This is a genomic window from Rudanella paleaurantiibacter (assembly GCF_009184635.1).
Lineage (GTDB): Bacteria > Bacteroidota > Bacteroidia > Cytophagales > Spirosomataceae > Rudanella > Rudanella paleaurantiibacter.
Genome location: NZ_WELI01000005.1, coordinates 74,974 through 90,667 on the forward strand (window position 1 = coordinate 74,974; position 15,694 = coordinate 90,667).

17 protein-coding genes are annotated in these 15,694 nt (G+C 55.7%); 3 read left to right on the top strand and 14 right to left on the bottom strand.

Annotated features, from left to right (window positions below):
* Positions 1-109: 109 nt before the first annotated feature.
* The 10 genes from F5984_RS12435 to F5984_RS12480 all read right to left on the bottom strand — a co-directional run bounded on the left by F5984_RS12435 (position 110) and on the right by F5984_RS12480 (position 7,867).
* Positions 110-274 carry a hypothetical protein gene (locus F5984_RS12435; RefSeq protein WP_317163102.1) on the bottom strand — a complete coding sequence of 55 codons (165 nt, stop codon included), beginning with the start codon at positions 272-274 and terminating at the stop codon, positions 110-112.
* Positions 237-1,226, bottom strand: a complete 990-nt coding sequence (locus tag F5984_RS12440) for a sterol desaturase family protein (RefSeq protein WP_152124606.1) — start codon at positions 1,224-1,226, stop codon at positions 237-239. Before F5984_RS12440 ends, F5984_RS12435 begins: the two co-directional genes overlap by 38 nt.
* Before the next feature lie 5 nt (positions 1,227-1,231).
* Complete coding sequence (locus F5984_RS12445; protein WP_152124607.1) at positions 1,232-1,624, bottom strand: rhodanese-like domain-containing protein; 393 nt, start codon at positions 1,622-1,624, stop codon at positions 1,232-1,234.
* Positions 1,625-1,747: 123 nt separating this feature from the next.
* The gene (locus F5984_RS12450) at positions 1,748-1,960 is read right to left on the bottom strand and encodes a YgaP family membrane protein (protein WP_152124608.1); all 213 of its coding nucleotides are present in this window, start codon (positions 1,958-1,960) and stop codon (positions 1,748-1,750) included.
* 188 nt (positions 1,961-2,148) lie between these two features.
* Positions 2,149-2,634: a DUF6691 family protein gene (locus tag F5984_RS12455; protein WP_152124609.1), complete on the bottom strand. Its 486-nt coding sequence runs from the start codon at positions 2,632-2,634 to the stop codon at positions 2,149-2,151.
* Between the two features lie 6 nt (positions 2,635-2,640).
* Complete coding sequence (locus tag F5984_RS12460) at positions 2,641-3,213, bottom strand: YeeE/YedE family protein (RefSeq protein WP_152124610.1); 573 nt, start codon at positions 3,211-3,213, stop codon at positions 2,641-2,643.
* 3 nt (positions 3,214-3,216) lie between these two features.
* Positions 3,217-4,602, bottom strand: a complete 1,386-nt coding sequence (locus tag F5984_RS12465; RefSeq protein ID WP_246168947.1) for a hypothetical protein — start codon at positions 4,600-4,602, stop codon at positions 3,217-3,219.
* Positions 4,603-4,667: 65 nt separating this feature from the next.
* Complete coding sequence (locus F5984_RS12470) at positions 4,668-6,077, bottom strand: MBL fold metallo-hydrolase (RefSeq protein ID WP_152124611.1); 1,410 nt, start codon at positions 6,075-6,077, stop codon at positions 4,668-4,670.
* 238 nt (positions 6,078-6,315) lie between these two features.
* A complete protein-coding gene (locus F5984_RS12475) occupies positions 6,316-7,146 on the bottom strand; it encodes a sulfite exporter TauE/SafE family protein (protein WP_152124612.1) in 831 nt (276 codons plus the stop codon).
* A gap of 82 nt (positions 7,147-7,228) precedes the next feature.
* On the bottom strand, positions 7,229-7,867 hold the full coding sequence (locus tag F5984_RS12480) for a Crp/Fnr family transcriptional regulator (RefSeq protein ID WP_152124613.1): 639 nt from the start codon (positions 7,865-7,867) through the stop codon (positions 7,229-7,231).
* A gap of 222 nt (positions 7,868-8,089) precedes the next feature.
* Here F5984_RS12480 and F5984_RS12485 point away from each other — a divergent pair, with 222 nt between their 5' ends.
* Complete coding sequence (locus F5984_RS12485; RefSeq protein ID WP_152124614.1) at positions 8,090-10,708, top strand: T9SS type A sorting domain-containing protein; 2,619 nt, start codon at positions 8,090-8,092, stop codon at positions 10,706-10,708.
* Positions 10,709-10,779: 71 nt separating this feature from the next.
* On the opposite strand, the gene F5984_RS12490 is transcribed toward F5984_RS12485, so the two are convergent.
* A complete protein-coding gene (locus F5984_RS12490; RefSeq protein ID WP_152124615.1) occupies positions 10,780-11,547 on the bottom strand; it encodes an LOG family protein in 768 nt (255 codons plus the stop codon).
* 471 nt (positions 11,548-12,018) lie between these two features.
* Positions 12,019-12,711 (bottom strand): hypothetical protein, encoded by a 693-nt coding sequence (locus F5984_RS12495; RefSeq protein ID WP_152124616.1) that lies wholly within the window; start codon positions 12,709-12,711, stop codon positions 12,019-12,021.
* Positions 12,712-13,032: 321 nt separating this feature from the next.
* On the opposite strand from F5984_RS12495, the gene F5984_RS12500 reads away from it, so the two are divergent.
* On the top strand, positions 13,033-13,857 hold the full coding sequence (locus F5984_RS12500; protein ID WP_152124617.1) for a universal stress protein: 825 nt from the start codon (positions 13,033-13,035) through the stop codon (positions 13,855-13,857).
* A gap of 18 nt (positions 13,858-13,875) precedes the next feature.
* Positions 13,876-14,322: a pyridoxamine 5'-phosphate oxidase family protein gene (locus F5984_RS12505; protein ID WP_152124618.1), complete on the top strand. Its 447-nt coding sequence runs from the start codon at positions 13,876-13,878 to the stop codon at positions 14,320-14,322.
* 300 nt (positions 14,323-14,622) lie between these two features.
* On the opposite strand, the gene F5984_RS12510 is transcribed toward F5984_RS12505, so the two are convergent.
* Positions 14,623-15,180: a transposase gene (locus tag F5984_RS12510; RefSeq protein ID WP_152124619.1), complete on the bottom strand. Its 558-nt coding sequence runs from the start codon at positions 15,178-15,180 to the stop codon at positions 14,623-14,625.
* Positions 15,181-15,298: 118 nt separating this feature from the next.
* The gene (locus F5984_RS12515) at positions 15,299-15,667 is read right to left on the bottom strand and encodes a helix-turn-helix domain-containing protein (RefSeq protein ID WP_152124620.1); all 369 of its coding nucleotides are present in this window, start codon (positions 15,665-15,667) and stop codon (positions 15,299-15,301) included.
* Positions 15,668-15,694: the final 27 nt, after the last annotated feature.

A 15,694-nucleotide genomic window follows, 5' to 3' on the forward strand; every position in this document is an offset into this window, starting at 1 on the left:
GTTGCTCTGTTGAATTAACTACCCAAAAGTGGCCGATGCCGAGGGGGTATTCCGTGATAAATGTTACAAAACCGGGCTGATTAAAATCAGGCATTTACCCCCACTCAAATCATTTCTTACCGAAGCGATACCAAATCGAGAAGCCAATCAGACCCAGCCAGGGAGCCCCGTGCATGAGCAGGTCGCCCCAGTCTACGAGCTGCATGCCCACGGCTCCGCCCAGCACCCAGCGAAGTTTACCCAGCAGATGCGGTTCGGGCACGAAGGGGGCCAAACCGAGTGTGAGCGACGCCAGTGTTAGTTGCTGGAAGGTCGGCTGTTTCCAAAGAGGTTGTTTTTGGTTCATGAGGTTGGGAAGTGGGTTGAAGCGACAAGCCCAATTGGCCCGTCAGGGTACGCGGAAATGTGTCGAGCCCCGGAAACCCGAGTTTCAGGTGACTGTCGACGTAAGGCTCGTGGGCTGTACCGAACAGATAATCCCAGATACTCAACGTGATGCCGTAGTTGATTCCGGTGGGGTGGTCGTCGGGCATTACCTCGGCATGATGCCACAGGTGCATTTGCGGACTATTGAACAGATACCGCAACGGCCCCAGGGGTAGGTTGATATTGGCGTGGTTGAAATGTCCCACGGCCAATGTAAAGAGGTGTACCACAAAGAAATCGCTGATACCAAACCCGATCATCGCCAGCGGAATGTACTCAAACACGCGGTAAATGACTGTTTCCATCCAGTGATACCGCAGGTGCGCGGCAAACCCCATCTGCTCCACGCTATGATGTACCTTATGGAATGTCCACATCCAGGGCACCCGATGGAGCAACCGATGCACGTTCCACTGCACAAAATCGCGGACAATGAACAAGGTAAACAATTGCGCCCAGACCGACCAGCTCTGTATATTGATGGCCACCAGGTTCCGAATGCCCAACTGCGCCAGCGCATCCGAAACTATCAGCACGCCCACGTTCGACACGGCATTGTAGCCGACCAGCGAGAACAGAAAGAAATTGAAGAACAGGTAGAACAAGTCCAGGAAGAAATCCTGCCGCAGCACCGGCTGATCCCGGCGCCAGGGGAAAAGCAGCTCGAGCCCCCACACGGCCAGCGACAGGCCGACCAGCGCATAGAAATAGTTGTGCCAGCCGGGATTGGCTATCTCGTGCACCAGATACCGGGCGTAGCCCGAGTACCCATCGACAAAGGCCTGAATGTACCGTTCCATGACCCTCAGCGTAGTGGAACCACCGGATAGCCAGCCCCGATCCAGGCATCGATACCGCCAGTCAGGTTGTACACAACGCCAAACCCTTTCTGAGCCAGCAACCGGGCGGCCTGCGCGCTGCGGCTACCCACCGCACAATAGACGTACACGGGGGTTGCTTTGTCGAGCCCGTCGAGCTGTTGCTCAAAATAGTCGCTACTGATATCAATTTGCTGGGCACCGGGAATCACGCCCCCGCTTACTTCGGGGCCGGTGCGAACGTCGATGAGTTGGCGGGCGGCCGTACTGTCGAGGGCGGCTTTAAATTCGGCCGCCGTCATATCGATCACGGCCGTTTGCTTTGTTCCCGAGCTGCATCCGGGCAACCAGAGTACCAATAAGATCAGAAAAACACGCATTGGATGGGTTGTTTTCTGACAAAGCTCGTGGACCCACTCGTCTAACTTTGTGACACTTGTCACACAAGGCAGCAAATTATGGGCAGGCAATACCAGCCGCTATAGGGCAAGCGGCTCGATCGGTTAGGCAGATTTACGCACCCGGTTCGTTCGGATACCAAAGGGTAGGTACAACGGACAGAACCGAACCAGGCTCGTCAGTAAAAATACGCCAGCGAGCACCAGGCCCACTACGGACCAGATACCGCTCAGTGTACCTGTCGCTACTAAAGTAATTACCGCCAGCGCAACCAGTACGCGGATAATCCGATCGGCAGAACCCATATTCGCTTTCATTGTCGTCTGTTTTTTGAACAAAGAAACTCGGCTATTACGTTACAGGCTGTGACAAATATCAGGCAACCGGATGATATTCAACAAAATGACGTATATTCGAACGAGTATCACCCCTGACTCGAATCACAAAAAAGCGCGCACCGCCCGTATGCCGGGCTGATGCGCGCTTTTCAATAGTTGCCAACTGCTTAGTGTGGCAACCGATCCCGCAGGAGTCCGTAGGTCCAGGTGCCAGCAATCGCACTCAGCAGCGTTACGATCACCACCAGATAGCCACTGCCAATCTGGGCAAACAACGGACCGGGGCAGGCCCCCGTCACGGCCCAGCCGAGACCAAACATCAGCCCCCCGTAAATTTGCCCTTTATTGAACTTCTTCGGGTGAAATTCAACCGTCTCGCCCGACAGGGTTTTGACATTGAACCGCTTGATGATCCAGATCGACAGCATCCCGACGGCGATGGCCGAGCCAATGACCCCGTACATGTGAAAACTCTGGAGCCGGAACATTTCCTGAATCCGAAACCAGGAGATGATTTCGGCCTTTACGAAAACGATACCGAACAAAATACCCACCACGGCGTATTTCAGGTGCACCAGCAGGCTCTCTTCCCGCTTCATATCATTGGGTGCATCGCACACCAATGGTTCTTTCATTTCTTCGACGTATTGCATGATTGGTTACAGCAGTTTGAGGATGTAGGGTAAGATGAGGTGGGTCATGGCAAAGCCGCCTACCATAAAGCAGCAGGTTGCCACCACCGACGCCCATTGCAGATTAGAAATGCCCATGATGGCATGCCCCGACGTGCAACCGCCCGCCCAGCGGGTACCAAACCCTACCAGAAAACCACCCAGCACAAAAAACACAAACCCTTTGGGACTAAACAGGTTGGCCGTGTTGAACAGCTCCGTGGGCATCAGACCCGAAAAATCGGTCAGGCCCAGCGCCCGCAAATCAGCCATAGTAGCGGGCGCAATCACGATCGTGTCGGGATTAGCCAGCCATTGGGTTGCCACCAGACCGCCCAGCAGCACCCCGGCTACAAAAAACAGGTTCCACATTTCGCGCTTCCAGTTGTACTGAAAAAACGGAATCCCGGCTGGAATACAGGCCGCGCAGATATGCCGCAACGACGACGAGATACCAAAGGATTTGTTGCCAATCAGGAGCAACACCGGTACGGTAAGGCCGATCAATGGCCCGGCCACGTACCAGGGCCAGGGCTTTCGGATTAGTTCAAGAAACTCCATAACTCATAGGTGGTAATTAACAAGTACACTTAATTGACTCATATCAACCCGGTTGTACACATACCGGGGATTATTGTATGTAGGCCCCTGCGCCCCTTTATACACCCATAACACCCCTGTTTCTAATCCGTTCAGATGGCCGGCAAAGGCATAGTTCAGATTCAGGTTCAGCTGGCCGTAGGCAGGCAGGCCGTATTTATTGAGGCTGTACCGCTTCACATCGGGCAGGTGGTAATACCCTGCCCCAACCTCGGCCCGGAACCGGGAACCGGGTGTCATAATCAAGTTGGCACTCAGGGCCGTCATATCGCCGGTACCTTCGCTACGTTCGCGGGTCAGAAACGTGTACCAGGGGTCACGGCCCCATTCGCGGGGCATCAGATACCGGCCCTCCGCCGTAATCCGGGTGGCATTGAGGTGAACCGTCCAGCGTGGGGTCTGGTACCCAACCCGCCCCGACACCGTGAGCGAGCGACTGCCGGGCGGTATGTACGCTTTGGTCCGTTCGGGGTTGCCCCCTTCGCCAACGGCCCACTGCCGCGCGGCCTGCACCCCCAGCAAAATTCCTCGTTTTGCCCCGGCTGGCAGGCTGGCGTCGGCCCGCAGATAACTCATGTTGAACAGGTTAGCCACCCGCGTATCCCAGAGCTGCACCACTACCGGCCCGATTTTATGCGTCAGGCCAAGTTGTACAATATGCCCCGACCGGGTGTTGCCCGCGTATTGTGAAGCACGTCCCTCCGCATCTACGCCGACCCCGTGCTGCCCCACACTTTGCCCGATACCGTACCAACCGAGTGTAGACCGGGGCCCCATACGCCACAAATAGTCAACCTGAACTCGGGTGTTAGGGGTCAGGTCGTACTGCCCCACCAGCCCTTCGACCATGGTGGGAGCCAACCGACCATCCTGCGGATTAATGAACGGGGAGCGGGGCAACTGCCGACCGACCGTGAGCGAGCCTTTCGAACCAAAGCGCCACTGCCCATACAGCGATTCAATGCGGTGCAGGAGCCGATGGCTGCCCGGCTGACGGAGATCAAACAGGGCCGCTTCGTACCGGTTAGGCTGATTGGTGAGTGGGTCGCGGGTGGCCAGGTCTGACGACAACAGGTTTTTGCTCACAAACACAGTGCCGCCCAGTTGCAAATGCCGAAACAGGACGGGGGTCTGATACCCCAGGCCCACACCCACACCCCAGGCATATGAATCGGTCAGGTCGGCCTTATTGTCGGTTGCCATAAACACTGATCGCGCCCGGATCGGAAACCGCTCGCGCGCCAGCCACCGATTGACCGTGCGAAGCGTATCGGGGGGCTCAGCCCGGCTTACCAAACTTACCCCCAACACCCCCACACTAAGCCCTAACCTCCAAAATCGTCTGGCCATTACCCGTTCCCCTTATTAATCCAGTCAAGTTACCCGCACAAAACGCAAGCCGCGCCATTCGGGTTTCAAAGGGCCGCCAGTTCGGCGGTTACCACCGGGTTACCCTCGCGAACCCACTCGTTCATGCTGCCCGAGTAATTGCGCACATTGGTAAACCCGTGCCGAACCAGCAGGGAGTACGCAATGGTAGCCCGGTCGCCCCCCTGACAGTAAATAACAACGGGTGTGTTGCGGCTAATTTTATCGAGGTTGCGCTCCAGCGTACCCACAAACACGTTTTCGGCCCCTTCAACATGGCCTTGTTTGTATTCCGACGCTCCGCGCAGATCGATTACCTGCACATCCGACCGGTTGAGGTAGGTCTTGAACGTTTCGAGGTCGATCACATCGGCCTGCGTCAGCTCCACACCAAGGTCGTTTACGGTGTCGGTGTAGCCGTACACCCTATCCAGGCCAATGCGCATCAGTTTGCGGGTCAGGTCCTCGATCTGAGCCTCGTCGGCCACGAGCATAAACGGCTCATCGTACGACATGAGCCAGCCCATCCAGGTTGCAAAGGCATTGTTACCCTGAATGTTCAGGCTACCCGGCACAAACCCTTGGGCAAAAGCCGTTTTGTTCCGGGTATCAATCAGCTTCATCCCGTTTTGGAGACCTTCGCGCACCTCAGCCGGGCTTAGTTTTTTCTGCGTCGGCACCTGAGTCAGCAACGGGCGGTCTACTTTGTTCAGGGTTTTCATCTTGGCAAAGTAAGTCGGCGGCTCGGGCTGATCGGTAAGCAGGTAGTCCACAAACCCTTCGGGGTCCTCGTCGTACTGAAACGCCCAGTTACGGATTTTTTCGTAGCCAACCGTCGTGCTGGGCACGGCACCCAATGCTTTCCCACAAGCCGACCCCGCCCCGTGACCGGGCCATACCTGCACATACTCGGGTAACTGACTAAACTGCTGTACCGACTGGTACATCTGCCGGGCACCGGCATCCTGCGTACCCGTCATACCAGCTGCTTTCTCGAGCAGGTCGGGGCGGCCAATGTCGCCCACAAACACAAAGTCGCCCGTGAAAATCATGACCGGAGCGTCGGTAGCGGGATGGTCGGTGAGCAAAAAGCTGATGCTCTCGGGGGTATGACCGGGGGTATGGATTACCTTCAGAGTCAGGTTCCCCACCCGGATCACATCGCCATGCCGCAAACCCTCGTGTTCAAACGCATACGCCCAATCAGGGCCACCTTCGTCGGAGAGGTAGAGGGTAGCGCCAGTCAGAGCGGCCAACTCGCGGGCTCCCGAGAGAAAGTCAGCGTGAATATGGGTTTCGGTAACGTGTGTAATTCGGAGGCCGTTTTGTTTAGCAACATCGAGATAGGTATCCACATCCCGCTTGGGGTCGATAACAATAGACTCGCCGGTTTTCTGGCATCCTATCAAATAGCTGGCCTGGGCCAGGGTTTTGTCATAAATGGTTTGAAAGAACATTGTGCTAACTGGTTTATGGTTTGTGGTTTCTTGTGTATGGTTTCGCCGACAGGCGAGAAACGCATGGTCTGTAGATTCAGTACTGGACCTTCGGACTTCAGACATTAGACGTTAGACTTACTATTATTCTGTAGGGAGGTCTAACGTCTAATGTCCAACATCTAATGTCCAGTACTTAAGACGGAACCCCGTAATTCAATTGATAATGAAACAAAATTAGACTCCCTACAGCCCCCAGTCAGTGACTTTTGTTACGTAGGTCAGGAGAAAAGAACAATTCGCGGCTGATGATGTACACGCCCATGATGAGCACGAACCAGCCAAACGCTTTTTTGAGCCGGGCACTCGCTACATACCGCGATAGGTACATACCCACAAAGATGCCGACCACCGACAGAGCCGTAAATTCGAGCAGAAACGCCCAGTCGATAGTCAGATTAGCCACATCGCCCACGAAGCCAATGAGCGACTTGGCCGCGATAATCAGCAGGGAGGTACCCACGGCCATACGCATCGGTAAGCGGGCCAGCACCACCAGGGCCGGAATAATCAGAAAGCCGCCCCCGGCCCCGACAATTCCTGTGAGTACGCCCACTACGGCCCCTTCGAGACCAATGAGCGGATAGTTGAACCGCGGTTCCTGTTCGTCGGCATCGGCCCCGTTGCGGCTGTCCCGGAGCATGGAGTACGAGGCCGCCACCATCACGAGGGCAAAAAACACCATGATGCCGATGTTTTTGGTGATGGTCAGGTCTCCCATCGTGAACAACACGTCGGGAATAGCCGGTACAATGTATTTACGGGTAAGAAAAACGGCCGTGAAGGAAGGAATGGCGAAGATGATCCCGGCCTTATAGTCGACCAGTTTCTTCCGCATGAAATTGACCGAGCCTACAAGCGAGGTCACCCCCACAATAAATAAGGAATAGGCCGTTGAGATAACCGGGTTGATACCCAGCAGATACACTAATACGGGCAGAGTCAGAATGCTTCCCCCTCCGCCAATCAGCCCCAGGCTGACACCGATGAGTAAGGAGGCCGAAAAACCGGCCAGTTGTAATGAGGTCATAATCGCTCCAGAAATATATGGATGCGAAATACGCCCTCCGGCTGCGCCGGTTCCGTGACAAATGTTACATGGCCCCGAATTCTTAGCTCAGCATCTCAATTTTGTTGCGCATCAGCTTCAAAACCCCGTTTCGTTCGAGTTGCTTGAGTAATCGGGAGATCACTTCGCGCGAGGTAGCCAGATCCTGCGCTATTTCTTCGTGGGTAATCGACAGCACCCGGCAGCCGCAACTCTGGGCTTTCTTGTGCAGGTACGCCAGTAGCCGCTCATCGAGCTTCTGGAAAATCACCTCGTCGACTGTAGCCAGCAGGTTATCGAATCGTTTTTGGTAGGTCTGAAACACAAACTGTTTCCAGGTCGAGAAACGGCACATCCACTCATCGACTTTATCGACCGGTATAGCAATCAGTTCCGTGTCTTCCTCCACTACGGCCGTAATTTCGCTTTGCTTACTGCCCAGACAACACGTCAGCGACATAGCGCAGGCATCCATACCACCGAGGTAGTACAAGAGAGCCTCGCGGCCTTCTTTGTCGGGGCGCATGATTTTGACCGAGCCGTGCAGAATGATGGGCACCGACCGGATGTATTCGCCCGGCCGAATCAGGTACGACCCCGCCGAAACCCGTTTGTACTGCCCCGTCTTCGCGATTTCGTCCAGCAACAGGTGCTCAAACTGCCCGTTCAATCGTTCCTGCAAAAACTCGTTCGTTAGCTTCATAGTGGGTGTTCACCTTGGTTGTTTGCCCCTGCAACACTGAAGAGGTCCGTTGAGTTGCGATAGCGAATGAACTACGCACAACGTACCAGCGCAATCTGTCTCCGCCTGATAAATAACACGTCTGAATCTGATGCCCGTCAGAACAGTTTAGCCAACTGACTATCAACTTTGTATAGCCAGCCGATGAGGTATCGACTGGCTATACGTTAACCTCTTTTCATCATGAAATCCGTGTACCAACTTTCCCGGTTTTGTATCGGCTTGCTGCTGTTGCTTGGGCCAACGTTTACTACGGCCCAACATACCCTGCCCGACCCGCAATGGCGTGTTCTGTTCAGAACGTCGGAGTCGGTGGCCAATTACCTTCTGATCTCGGCGGGCGGAAACCTTGTCACGGGCGGTGTCGAGTATAGCCTGACGGGCGATACCCTCCGGCGCATCAGCGGGTTTTCTTACCCGATCGGCCGAACCGCCGACGGGGGCTATGTTACGCTGTACAGTGGGATAACCTATATTCAGTCGGGCACTGACCCGCGCCGGTTCGAAGCCTGGTGGGGGCAGCAAAAGCTGGATGCCGAAGGTCGGGTTGTGTACACCCGTGAGTGGTATCGTGGCTATGGCCCCGGTGGCCCCATGTACCCCGATTTTTTCAATATCCGCAGCATTACGGGTACCCCCGACAACGGATTCGTGATTTTGAACGCCAACGGCACCCTGACCAAATACAACCCCGACGGCAGTCAGAGCTGGGTAAAACAAGTTTCGGCCCGCAACCGAGCTGGCAGTGAGGTCCCCATCAGGCTCGAAACCTTATTCGTAACGCCCGAGGGCGATTTATTGCTGGGCGGCTCGATTCCCGACGGAGGAACCTATCCATCTGACCCCAATGGCCCCGCAACAGGTTGGATCGCCCGGCTCGATGCGGCCGGAACAGTACGTTGGGAGAAGTCGCTTGATGCCCTCTCGGCCGTTGGCCAGAACCGGGTTCGGTCGGTGTACACCATCACCGACATCAGCCCCGCAGCCAGCGGCAGTGGGTACGCGCTGGCGGGCATCGGCTACGGGTTCTCGTCGCTCGTACAGGCCCCAAATCGGGTTATTCTGCTCGAAATTGACGATGCCGGGACTATAAAACGGGGAAAAGCGATGAGTGGCATCGACGCCACTACGCCCTACCTGACCCCATACACCGGAGCCGATGGCAAGACATCCTACATACTCGGCAACACCTACCCCGGCCCGGATTTTTACGACTACAGGCTCTATAAAATAAGCGCCGACCCGATTGCCAACCCCGACGACCCGGCGTTTCTGGCAACGCTAGCCTTCCACGACTACAGCCTCTCCACCACGTCCATTGAACGAATAACCGACGTGGCCGTAGCAACCGATGGAAGCCTTGTACTGACCGGCACCACCGGCACCATTAAACTCAAACCCGAACGGACGGTATCCTCTCCGCTTGTGTTGCTGGCCCCGATTTATACTTGCCAATCCGGCCAGATTACCTTCCTGACAAGCGGGGGCGATGGGTCGCCGATTACGTTTGAAGCGCCCGGTATCAGCCGAACATCGGCCACCGCCACCACTGGGCAGGTGGAACCCGGCCTGCGCAACGACCCCAAACCGATTCCGATTCGGGCACAGCAAGGAAACGCAACCGTTTCGTTTCTGTTCGATCTGAAAGGGGCCTGCACCAGCGCTGTAACGCCGTTGCCCCCCGTCCTGAACCGCCCCATTCCGACCCTCCGGCTAACCGTCGACGATGTTACGGCCCTGCGGCAAGGGTTTCCTATCGGGCAGTATTTCTCCGACCCAACACCGTACCAGTTCAACTATAACTCGAACTGGCAGCTAAGCATAGCTGGCCTTCCCGCCGGGCTGTCAACGTTTAGCCGTAACGACGTTGGCTCGTACAACCCGGTCTGGACAATCGAGGGCACCGCCCGAACCGTGGGCGTTTATTCTGTAACCGTGACCGCAAGCACGGCCGCCTTCCGCGACAAACCCGTGGTAACTACGTTTACCATTGACGTAGTGCCGCCCGCACCCCGGCCGCTGGCGCTACTCCTGCCCGCTTATAACTGCCAGACGGGGGCTATCAGCCTGCGCGTAACCGGCGGCAACGGCTCACCCATTACCTACGTAACGCCGGGTATCGGGCGGGCAACCCCTACCGACAGTATCGGCACGGTGGAGCCGGGTCTGCGCATTGACCCCAAGCCCATTCTACTCCAGGCTACCCAGAACGGCCTGACCACCACGTACCTCTTCGACCTGCCCGGCTTCTGCCAAACAGCCCCGCCTGTAGGCTCCCTTCAGTTGTTGCCCCCTCTATACAACTGCACAACAGGGGCCATTACGTTTCGGACGTGGGGGGGCGATGGCTCACCGGTTGAGTTTATGGCGCCCGGCATCACGGGCTGGACAACCAACCCCAACGCGTTTGTAGACCCAGCCAGCCGCACAGCCACGGATATTGAGCCGTTTACCCTGACCGCCCGGCAAGGCAGGCAAACGGTTTCAATTCTGTGGAACCTGAAAGCGACCTGCGGACGGGCCCGGCTGGCTCTGACTGAACCCGGCAATCACCTGAGCGTTGAGGTATTGGGCAATCCGGTCGACAGTCAGCTTCGGGTTCGTATCAGTAGCCCAACCGACGGGCCCCTCGACCTCCAGCTCACCGATGTGCAGGGGCGGCTGCTCGACGGGCGACGGGTGACCAACCCACAAACACAGCCTGAGCAAACGTTCCGCCTGCAACCCGGCGCACCGGGCGTACTGCTGCTGCGGGCTACCAACGGCGTACAAACCGAAACGGTGCGTATTGTACGCCAGTAACGGTTCATGTCGGCACAAAAAAGGCCTCTACCCAAAAGTAGAGGCCTTTTTTGTGCTTTCGGGGTTTGCGTTTAAACCCGTTCAAGGAGCCACCAAAGGGGTTTCCGGCGTTTAACTACTTTGTAGTGCGTTTGTACGTATTTGCGGATATGCTCCTGCGCTTCGGCCACATCGTCGGTCAGGAGCACCAGTTTCAGGTCCTGCTCGCTAATGGTGCCTGCCTTGAGCATATCGCCCATATAATCGACCAGGGGCTGATAGTATTCGCGGCCCATGAGTACCACCGGGAAATTATGCACCACGCCCGTTTGCACGAGCGTGAGGGTTTCGAAGAGTTCGTCCATCGTACCCCAGCCGCCGGGCATCACCACGAACGCGTAGGAATATTTGAGCAAAAGCACTTTCCGAACAAAAAAGAAGTCGATTGTAACGCTGGTGTGCAGGTACGGGTTGGGTTGTTGCTCAAACGGCAGCCGGATATTACACCCCACCGAGCGTCCGCCGGCCTCGAAGGCACCCCGGTTAGCGGCTTCCATCAGCCCCGGCCCTCCACCGGTCATCACGGTAAAGCCCAGTTCTTTAATGGCTTGCCCAATCTGCCGGGTTTGTTCGTAGTACGGGTGCCCCTCCCGAAACCGGGCCGAGCCAAAAACCGTCACACACGGCCCCACAAAATGCAGGGTTCGGAGTCCTTTAAAAAACTGCCAGGCAATCTGCCCCACAAACCGAAGTTCAGAGCGCCGGTCCTTGGGGCCATCAAGCGATTGGGTCAGTCCGTCGCGCAGCAACGGGCGAATGGGTGGCCGTGGGTTGGCCTGGGCGGTGGAGTCGGGAGCCATCAACGAGCAAGAGCGTGAATAAGTAAACGCGTACGGGCTGGGTATGAGCGGTACTGAATGAATAAATACCTCCGTGATCGCTTTTACCCAAAACGTACGGTGGAAACATAAAAAAAGCCCGTAATGGACACCACTACAGGCTTAATAAACTACCCAGTTAGCAACGTATTCCAGCCCTGAAGCTGGGCTGCTATTCTCCCTTTGTAAGCGTCTAATCCGATTCAAACTTACGATGGTTGTACTCGCCGAATGATGCGTTTAGTCAGGCTGCGGGCTGATTTTGGTCAATGTTCCTTTCTCGACCTTACCAGATGGGCACGCGGATAACACAGCTTAGGCAGATGTACGCCGATTTGTTTGATCAATTCGTGAAAATCTATTCAATCTGTGTTATCCGCGTTCAATTCGTCAGGGGTTTTCTGATACGAAACCGGCTTCTGCTCCACTGCTTACAGGCACACCAGCCGACCCCTACAGACGGGCAAAACCACCGGCTCCGATCACCACCGTGATAAAATAGCCATTGGTGGCGTAGCGCGGCAGAGTTGACGAAAGCGTTTCGGTATCGCCCGACCAGTTGGTACTGATTGGGCTGAACTGATACCCCGCCCGAAGGCCCAGCAGGAGCCCACCGTTGCGTTTACGGTCGTCGCTATCGATACGGAACGCAAGCCAGTCGGCCCCGATACCCAGATGCAGGTTGAAATTGGGCAGCATAACCGTCGACTCGTTCAGCCGCTCACCGGTGGGGCTTTGTTCGTACTGAGTCAGGCCAATCACCGAAAAACCAGCCCCGAGAATCGGGTACAGCCAGAAACGGGGTTTGTCGAGCATAATCCGACCCGCCTGAATCAGACCGCCCCCGCTGAAGGGCTCGGCCCGGAGCCCGTTTTGGGTCATGGTCCGGCGGGCCATGCCGTAGCCCCCTCCGCCCACAATATATTTATTCAGCCGGGCGTACCCTTCGCCCCCGACACACAGAAAATCGTTGCCCAGCGAAGCCAGCCGGGGCGACGATACAGCCGCCAACGCCCGGCCCGACTGATGCAGGTTGGCGTAGCCGATCCGAAAAAAACCAGCCCCTCCGTACAGGCTCGTTTTCTGGCCGTAGCTGGGTAGAACAAACGTCAGGAAGAGGCCCAAAAAGATAGTGTAGCGGTTCATGGCATTGGCGAATCAAATGAATAATTTCAGTACTGGACATTCAGACTTCAGACACTGGATCTTAGACCTTTATGAAGGTCCATTGTCTAACGTCCAACATCTAAAGTCTAACGTCCATTGTTCTTTCTACATCTTACGGTAAAGTTGGGCGATGCAGGCGGCTCTTGTTGTGAAGCGGGTCAGGCCGGGGCGTGATTCTGGTAGGTTCTAAGCCTGATAAGAGTCAGCCGCCCCACTAACCGGCATCACCGCCCGGAGAGCCCCATTCGGGCGAATTTTACACCGTCGGTTACGTAACTGACCTCCGTTCACCCCAACGCCATGAACCACATCCTTGTCCCAACCGACCTTAGCCCACTAGCCAACGCGGCCCTGCCCGTGGCGGCCACCCTCGCCCGTCAGTACGGCGCCGAGATCACTCTTTTACATTACGTACCGTATAACCTGGCTACGCCGGGCCTTACCGAAGCTCCGCTGCCCATAGCCAACTACATTGACGAACAGGAAGCCGAAGCAACGCAGGCTCTACAGGCTTTGTGCCAAGACCCGCAGTATGCCGACCTGACGATAAAACCTATGGTCACGACCGATAGCAAAGGGCTGTACGGCGTGATGGCCAGCTACCCCGCCGACCTGATTGTAATGGCTTCGCGCGGGGCAACCGGCTGGACCGAGTGGCTCGTGGGCTCCAACGCCGAGCAGGTGATCCGGCGGGTACACTGCCCCGTGCTGGTGGTGAAAGAAGGACAACCCGATTTTGCTCCGAAGCGGGCTATCTGCGCCATTGATGTCGACGAGCGGCTCAAAACCCACCCAGCCTGGCCGTTTCATCTGGCCGACGGCGTGCGGCAGTACGTGTACGTGCTCACCCCCACCGACGCCCGCGTTCCCGAAGGTATCCGGGAGTTCATGGCCGAACTGGCCGCGGCTCAGCACCTGACTGATTATGAATTTACGTTTGTGAGCAGCGCCGATGTGCCGGGCGGCATTCTGGAGTTTGCCGAGAAACAGGCAGCCGATTTGATTCTTCTGTTCACCCGTCAGCACGACGGTTTCTGGCACCTGCTGAGCGGTAGTGTAGCCGAAGATGTAGTCAACCATGCTACTGTTCCGGTATTGGTTATGCCTTTAGGCGACAACGATTAACCGAAACACGACCCCGTTATGCTAAGCCATTTATCCGAAGAGGTAATCAATCACATGCTCACCAAACAGTGGTTCGGGCGGCTGGGATGCGCGTCGGGTACAGAGGTGCTGGTGGTACCGGTCACGTACCTGTACGATGGGCATTACCTGTACGGTCATACCCGCGAGGGCACCAAAACCCGACTGATGCGCGAGAACCCCAATGTGTGCCTAGAGGTCGATGAGGTCGTATCGCCTACCTACTGGCGGAGCGTGGTGGTGCATGGCGTGTACGAAGAGCTGACCGGCGACGACCTGGCGTATGCCCTGCAACGGCTCGGCAATCGGATGGCTCCGCTATTTGCCCACGAAATCACGTCGATGGAGCACTACCAGGGTGAAACGTTTCTGGGTACCGGTACACCCAACACGGTGGTGTACCGAATCCGAATTGAGAAGAAAAGCGGCCGCGCCGAACAACGATAAACGAGTGAGCCGGGCTTCTGTCGAAAGCTGGCCCGGCTGATTATGTAGACAGAGAAGGGATGTAGAACAAAAAGCGGGTCTGGATACTCGCTTTTTGTCTTTTGTACCTGATGCCAACACGCCCGCAACGACCGCGCATCGGCTATCAAGTAATCAAGCAGAATTACGCTCAACATTTTTGTCATTCCGACGAAGGAGGAATCTTTCTAATTGACTGACTGTAAGATCCCTCCTGTGTCGGGATGACAAAAGCGTCTGTTTCAAATACTTCAGTTTAATTCTGCTTGACTACTTAAGTAATCAAGCAGAATTAAACTGAAGTATGTTTTTGCTTTGCAAGTCGGTGAAATCAATACGATATTCTTGGCCGAATGATTTGATAATAGCAAAGATGGCCTTTCTCAAGCGGCTCCACGATAGGTAGTGGACTTTTTTCAGCCAACGGTACTTGATAAACCGCCACAGGATTTCGATCGGGTTGAGATGGGGACTGTAAGCAGGTAGAAAGAACAAGTACATATCCTGCTCTTCCCAACTGGCTAGCTGGTTGTAGACGAGTTGACAGCGATGAATCGGGCTGTTGTCGAGCACAATCGTTACTGGTTTTGGATGACCTTGCTGGACGAAATGCGTCAGCGAGTCTACTATGAAGGCCTTTTCGCTCGGATAGACGGTCAGGTGGTTGTCTAACCGCAGCAAACCAAGCGGGTTGAGCCGTTTAGTGGTGGTACGGGCCGGTAAGAGCAGCGGATGGTGTTTCTTCTGCCAGCCGTAAGGAACATAAGGTTGTTGGGTAAACCCGACTTCATCAGCAAAGTAAAGCTCAATGAGGCCACAGACCCAGAGCGTGAGTAAGATTTCCCATCGTTAAAGCCCCTCGGCATAGGCTATGGGGTCTTGTTGGGCTTTGGTGCTTCGGTGTAAGCGGTGGTAGGTGTAATCGTTTTTTTTAGGAAGCGTTTGACCGTATCGCGACTCATGGTCTGGCCCAACGCAGTTTGCAGCTGAGCTTGGATGCGGCCTGCATCTTGATAATGGCCGCCACGGCCTTGGTTAGGGCTTGTTGATGAGTGGGTTTTACAATGGACAAAATAGGTCGGCGGCCCTGCCCTTTTTGTCGGCGCAGGCCCACCAGCCCCTCTTGCTCAAAAGTAGTTAACCAGTTGCTGACCGTTTGGGAGCAGACATCCAGGGCTTGAGCGATGGTTTTCACAGCCCATCCTTTGTGGTTCCACAACAAGGCTTGGGCAGAGCGACGGAACTCGTGCTTGGGATGATTTTTGCGTGCTTCTTGCAGAGTAAGCTGCTCGGTGTCTGTTAGGTCGATATGGCGTTTGCGTCCCATATCGCTAAGTTAAATAATGTAAGATAA

Coding starts and splice junctions, on each gene's coding strand:
- F5984_RS12440 (WP_152124606.1), bottom strand. CDS start 1,226: ATGGAACGGTACATTCAGGCCTTTGTCGATGGGTACTCGGGCTACGCC.
- F5984_RS12445 (WP_152124607.1), bottom strand. CDS start 1,624: ATGCGTGTTTTTCTGATCTTATTGGTACTCTGGTTGCCCGGATGCAGC.
- F5984_RS12450 (WP_152124608.1), bottom strand. CDS start 1,960: ATGAAAGCGAATATGGGTTCTGCCGATCGGATTATCCGCGTACTGGTT.
- F5984_RS12455 (WP_152124609.1), bottom strand. CDS start 2,634: ATGCAATACGTCGAAGAAATGAAAGAACCATTGGTGTGCGATGCACCC.
- F5984_RS12460 (WP_152124610.1), bottom strand. CDS start 3,213: ATGGAGTTTCTTGAACTAATCCGAAAGCCCTGGCCCTGGTACGTGGCC.
- F5984_RS12465 (WP_246168947.1), bottom strand. CDS start 4,602: ATGGCCAGACGATTTTGGAGGTTAGGGCTTAGTGTGGGGGTGTTGGGG.
- F5984_RS12470 (WP_152124611.1), bottom strand. CDS start 6,077: ATGTTCTTTCAAACCATTTATGACAAAACCCTGGCCCAGGCCAGCTAT.
- F5984_RS12475 (WP_152124612.1), bottom strand. CDS start 7,146: ATGACCTCATTACAACTGGCCGGTTTTTCGGCCTCCTTACTCATCGGT.
- F5984_RS12480 (WP_152124613.1), bottom strand. CDS start 7,867: ATGAAGCTAACGAACGAGTTTTTGCAGGAACGATTGAACGGGCAGTTT.
- F5984_RS12485 (WP_152124614.1), top strand. CDS start 8,090: ATGAAATCCGTGTACCAACTTTCCCGGTTTTGTATCGGCTTGCTGCTG.
- F5984_RS12490 (WP_152124615.1), bottom strand. CDS start 11,547: ATGGCTCCCGACTCCACCGCCCAGGCCAACCCACGGCCACCCATTCGC.
- F5984_RS12495 (WP_152124616.1), bottom strand. CDS start 12,711: ATGAACCGCTACACTATCTTTTTGGGCCTCTTCCTGACGTTTGTTCTA.
- F5984_RS12500 (WP_152124617.1), top strand. CDS start 13,033: ATGAACCACATCCTTGTCCCAACCGACCTTAGCCCACTAGCCAACGCG.
- F5984_RS12505 (WP_152124618.1), top strand. CDS start 13,876: ATGCTAAGCCATTTATCCGAAGAGGTAATCAATCACATGCTCACCAAA.
- F5984_RS12515 (WP_152124620.1), bottom strand. CDS start 15,667: ATGGGACGCAAACGCCATATCGACCTAACAGACACCGAGCAGCTTACT.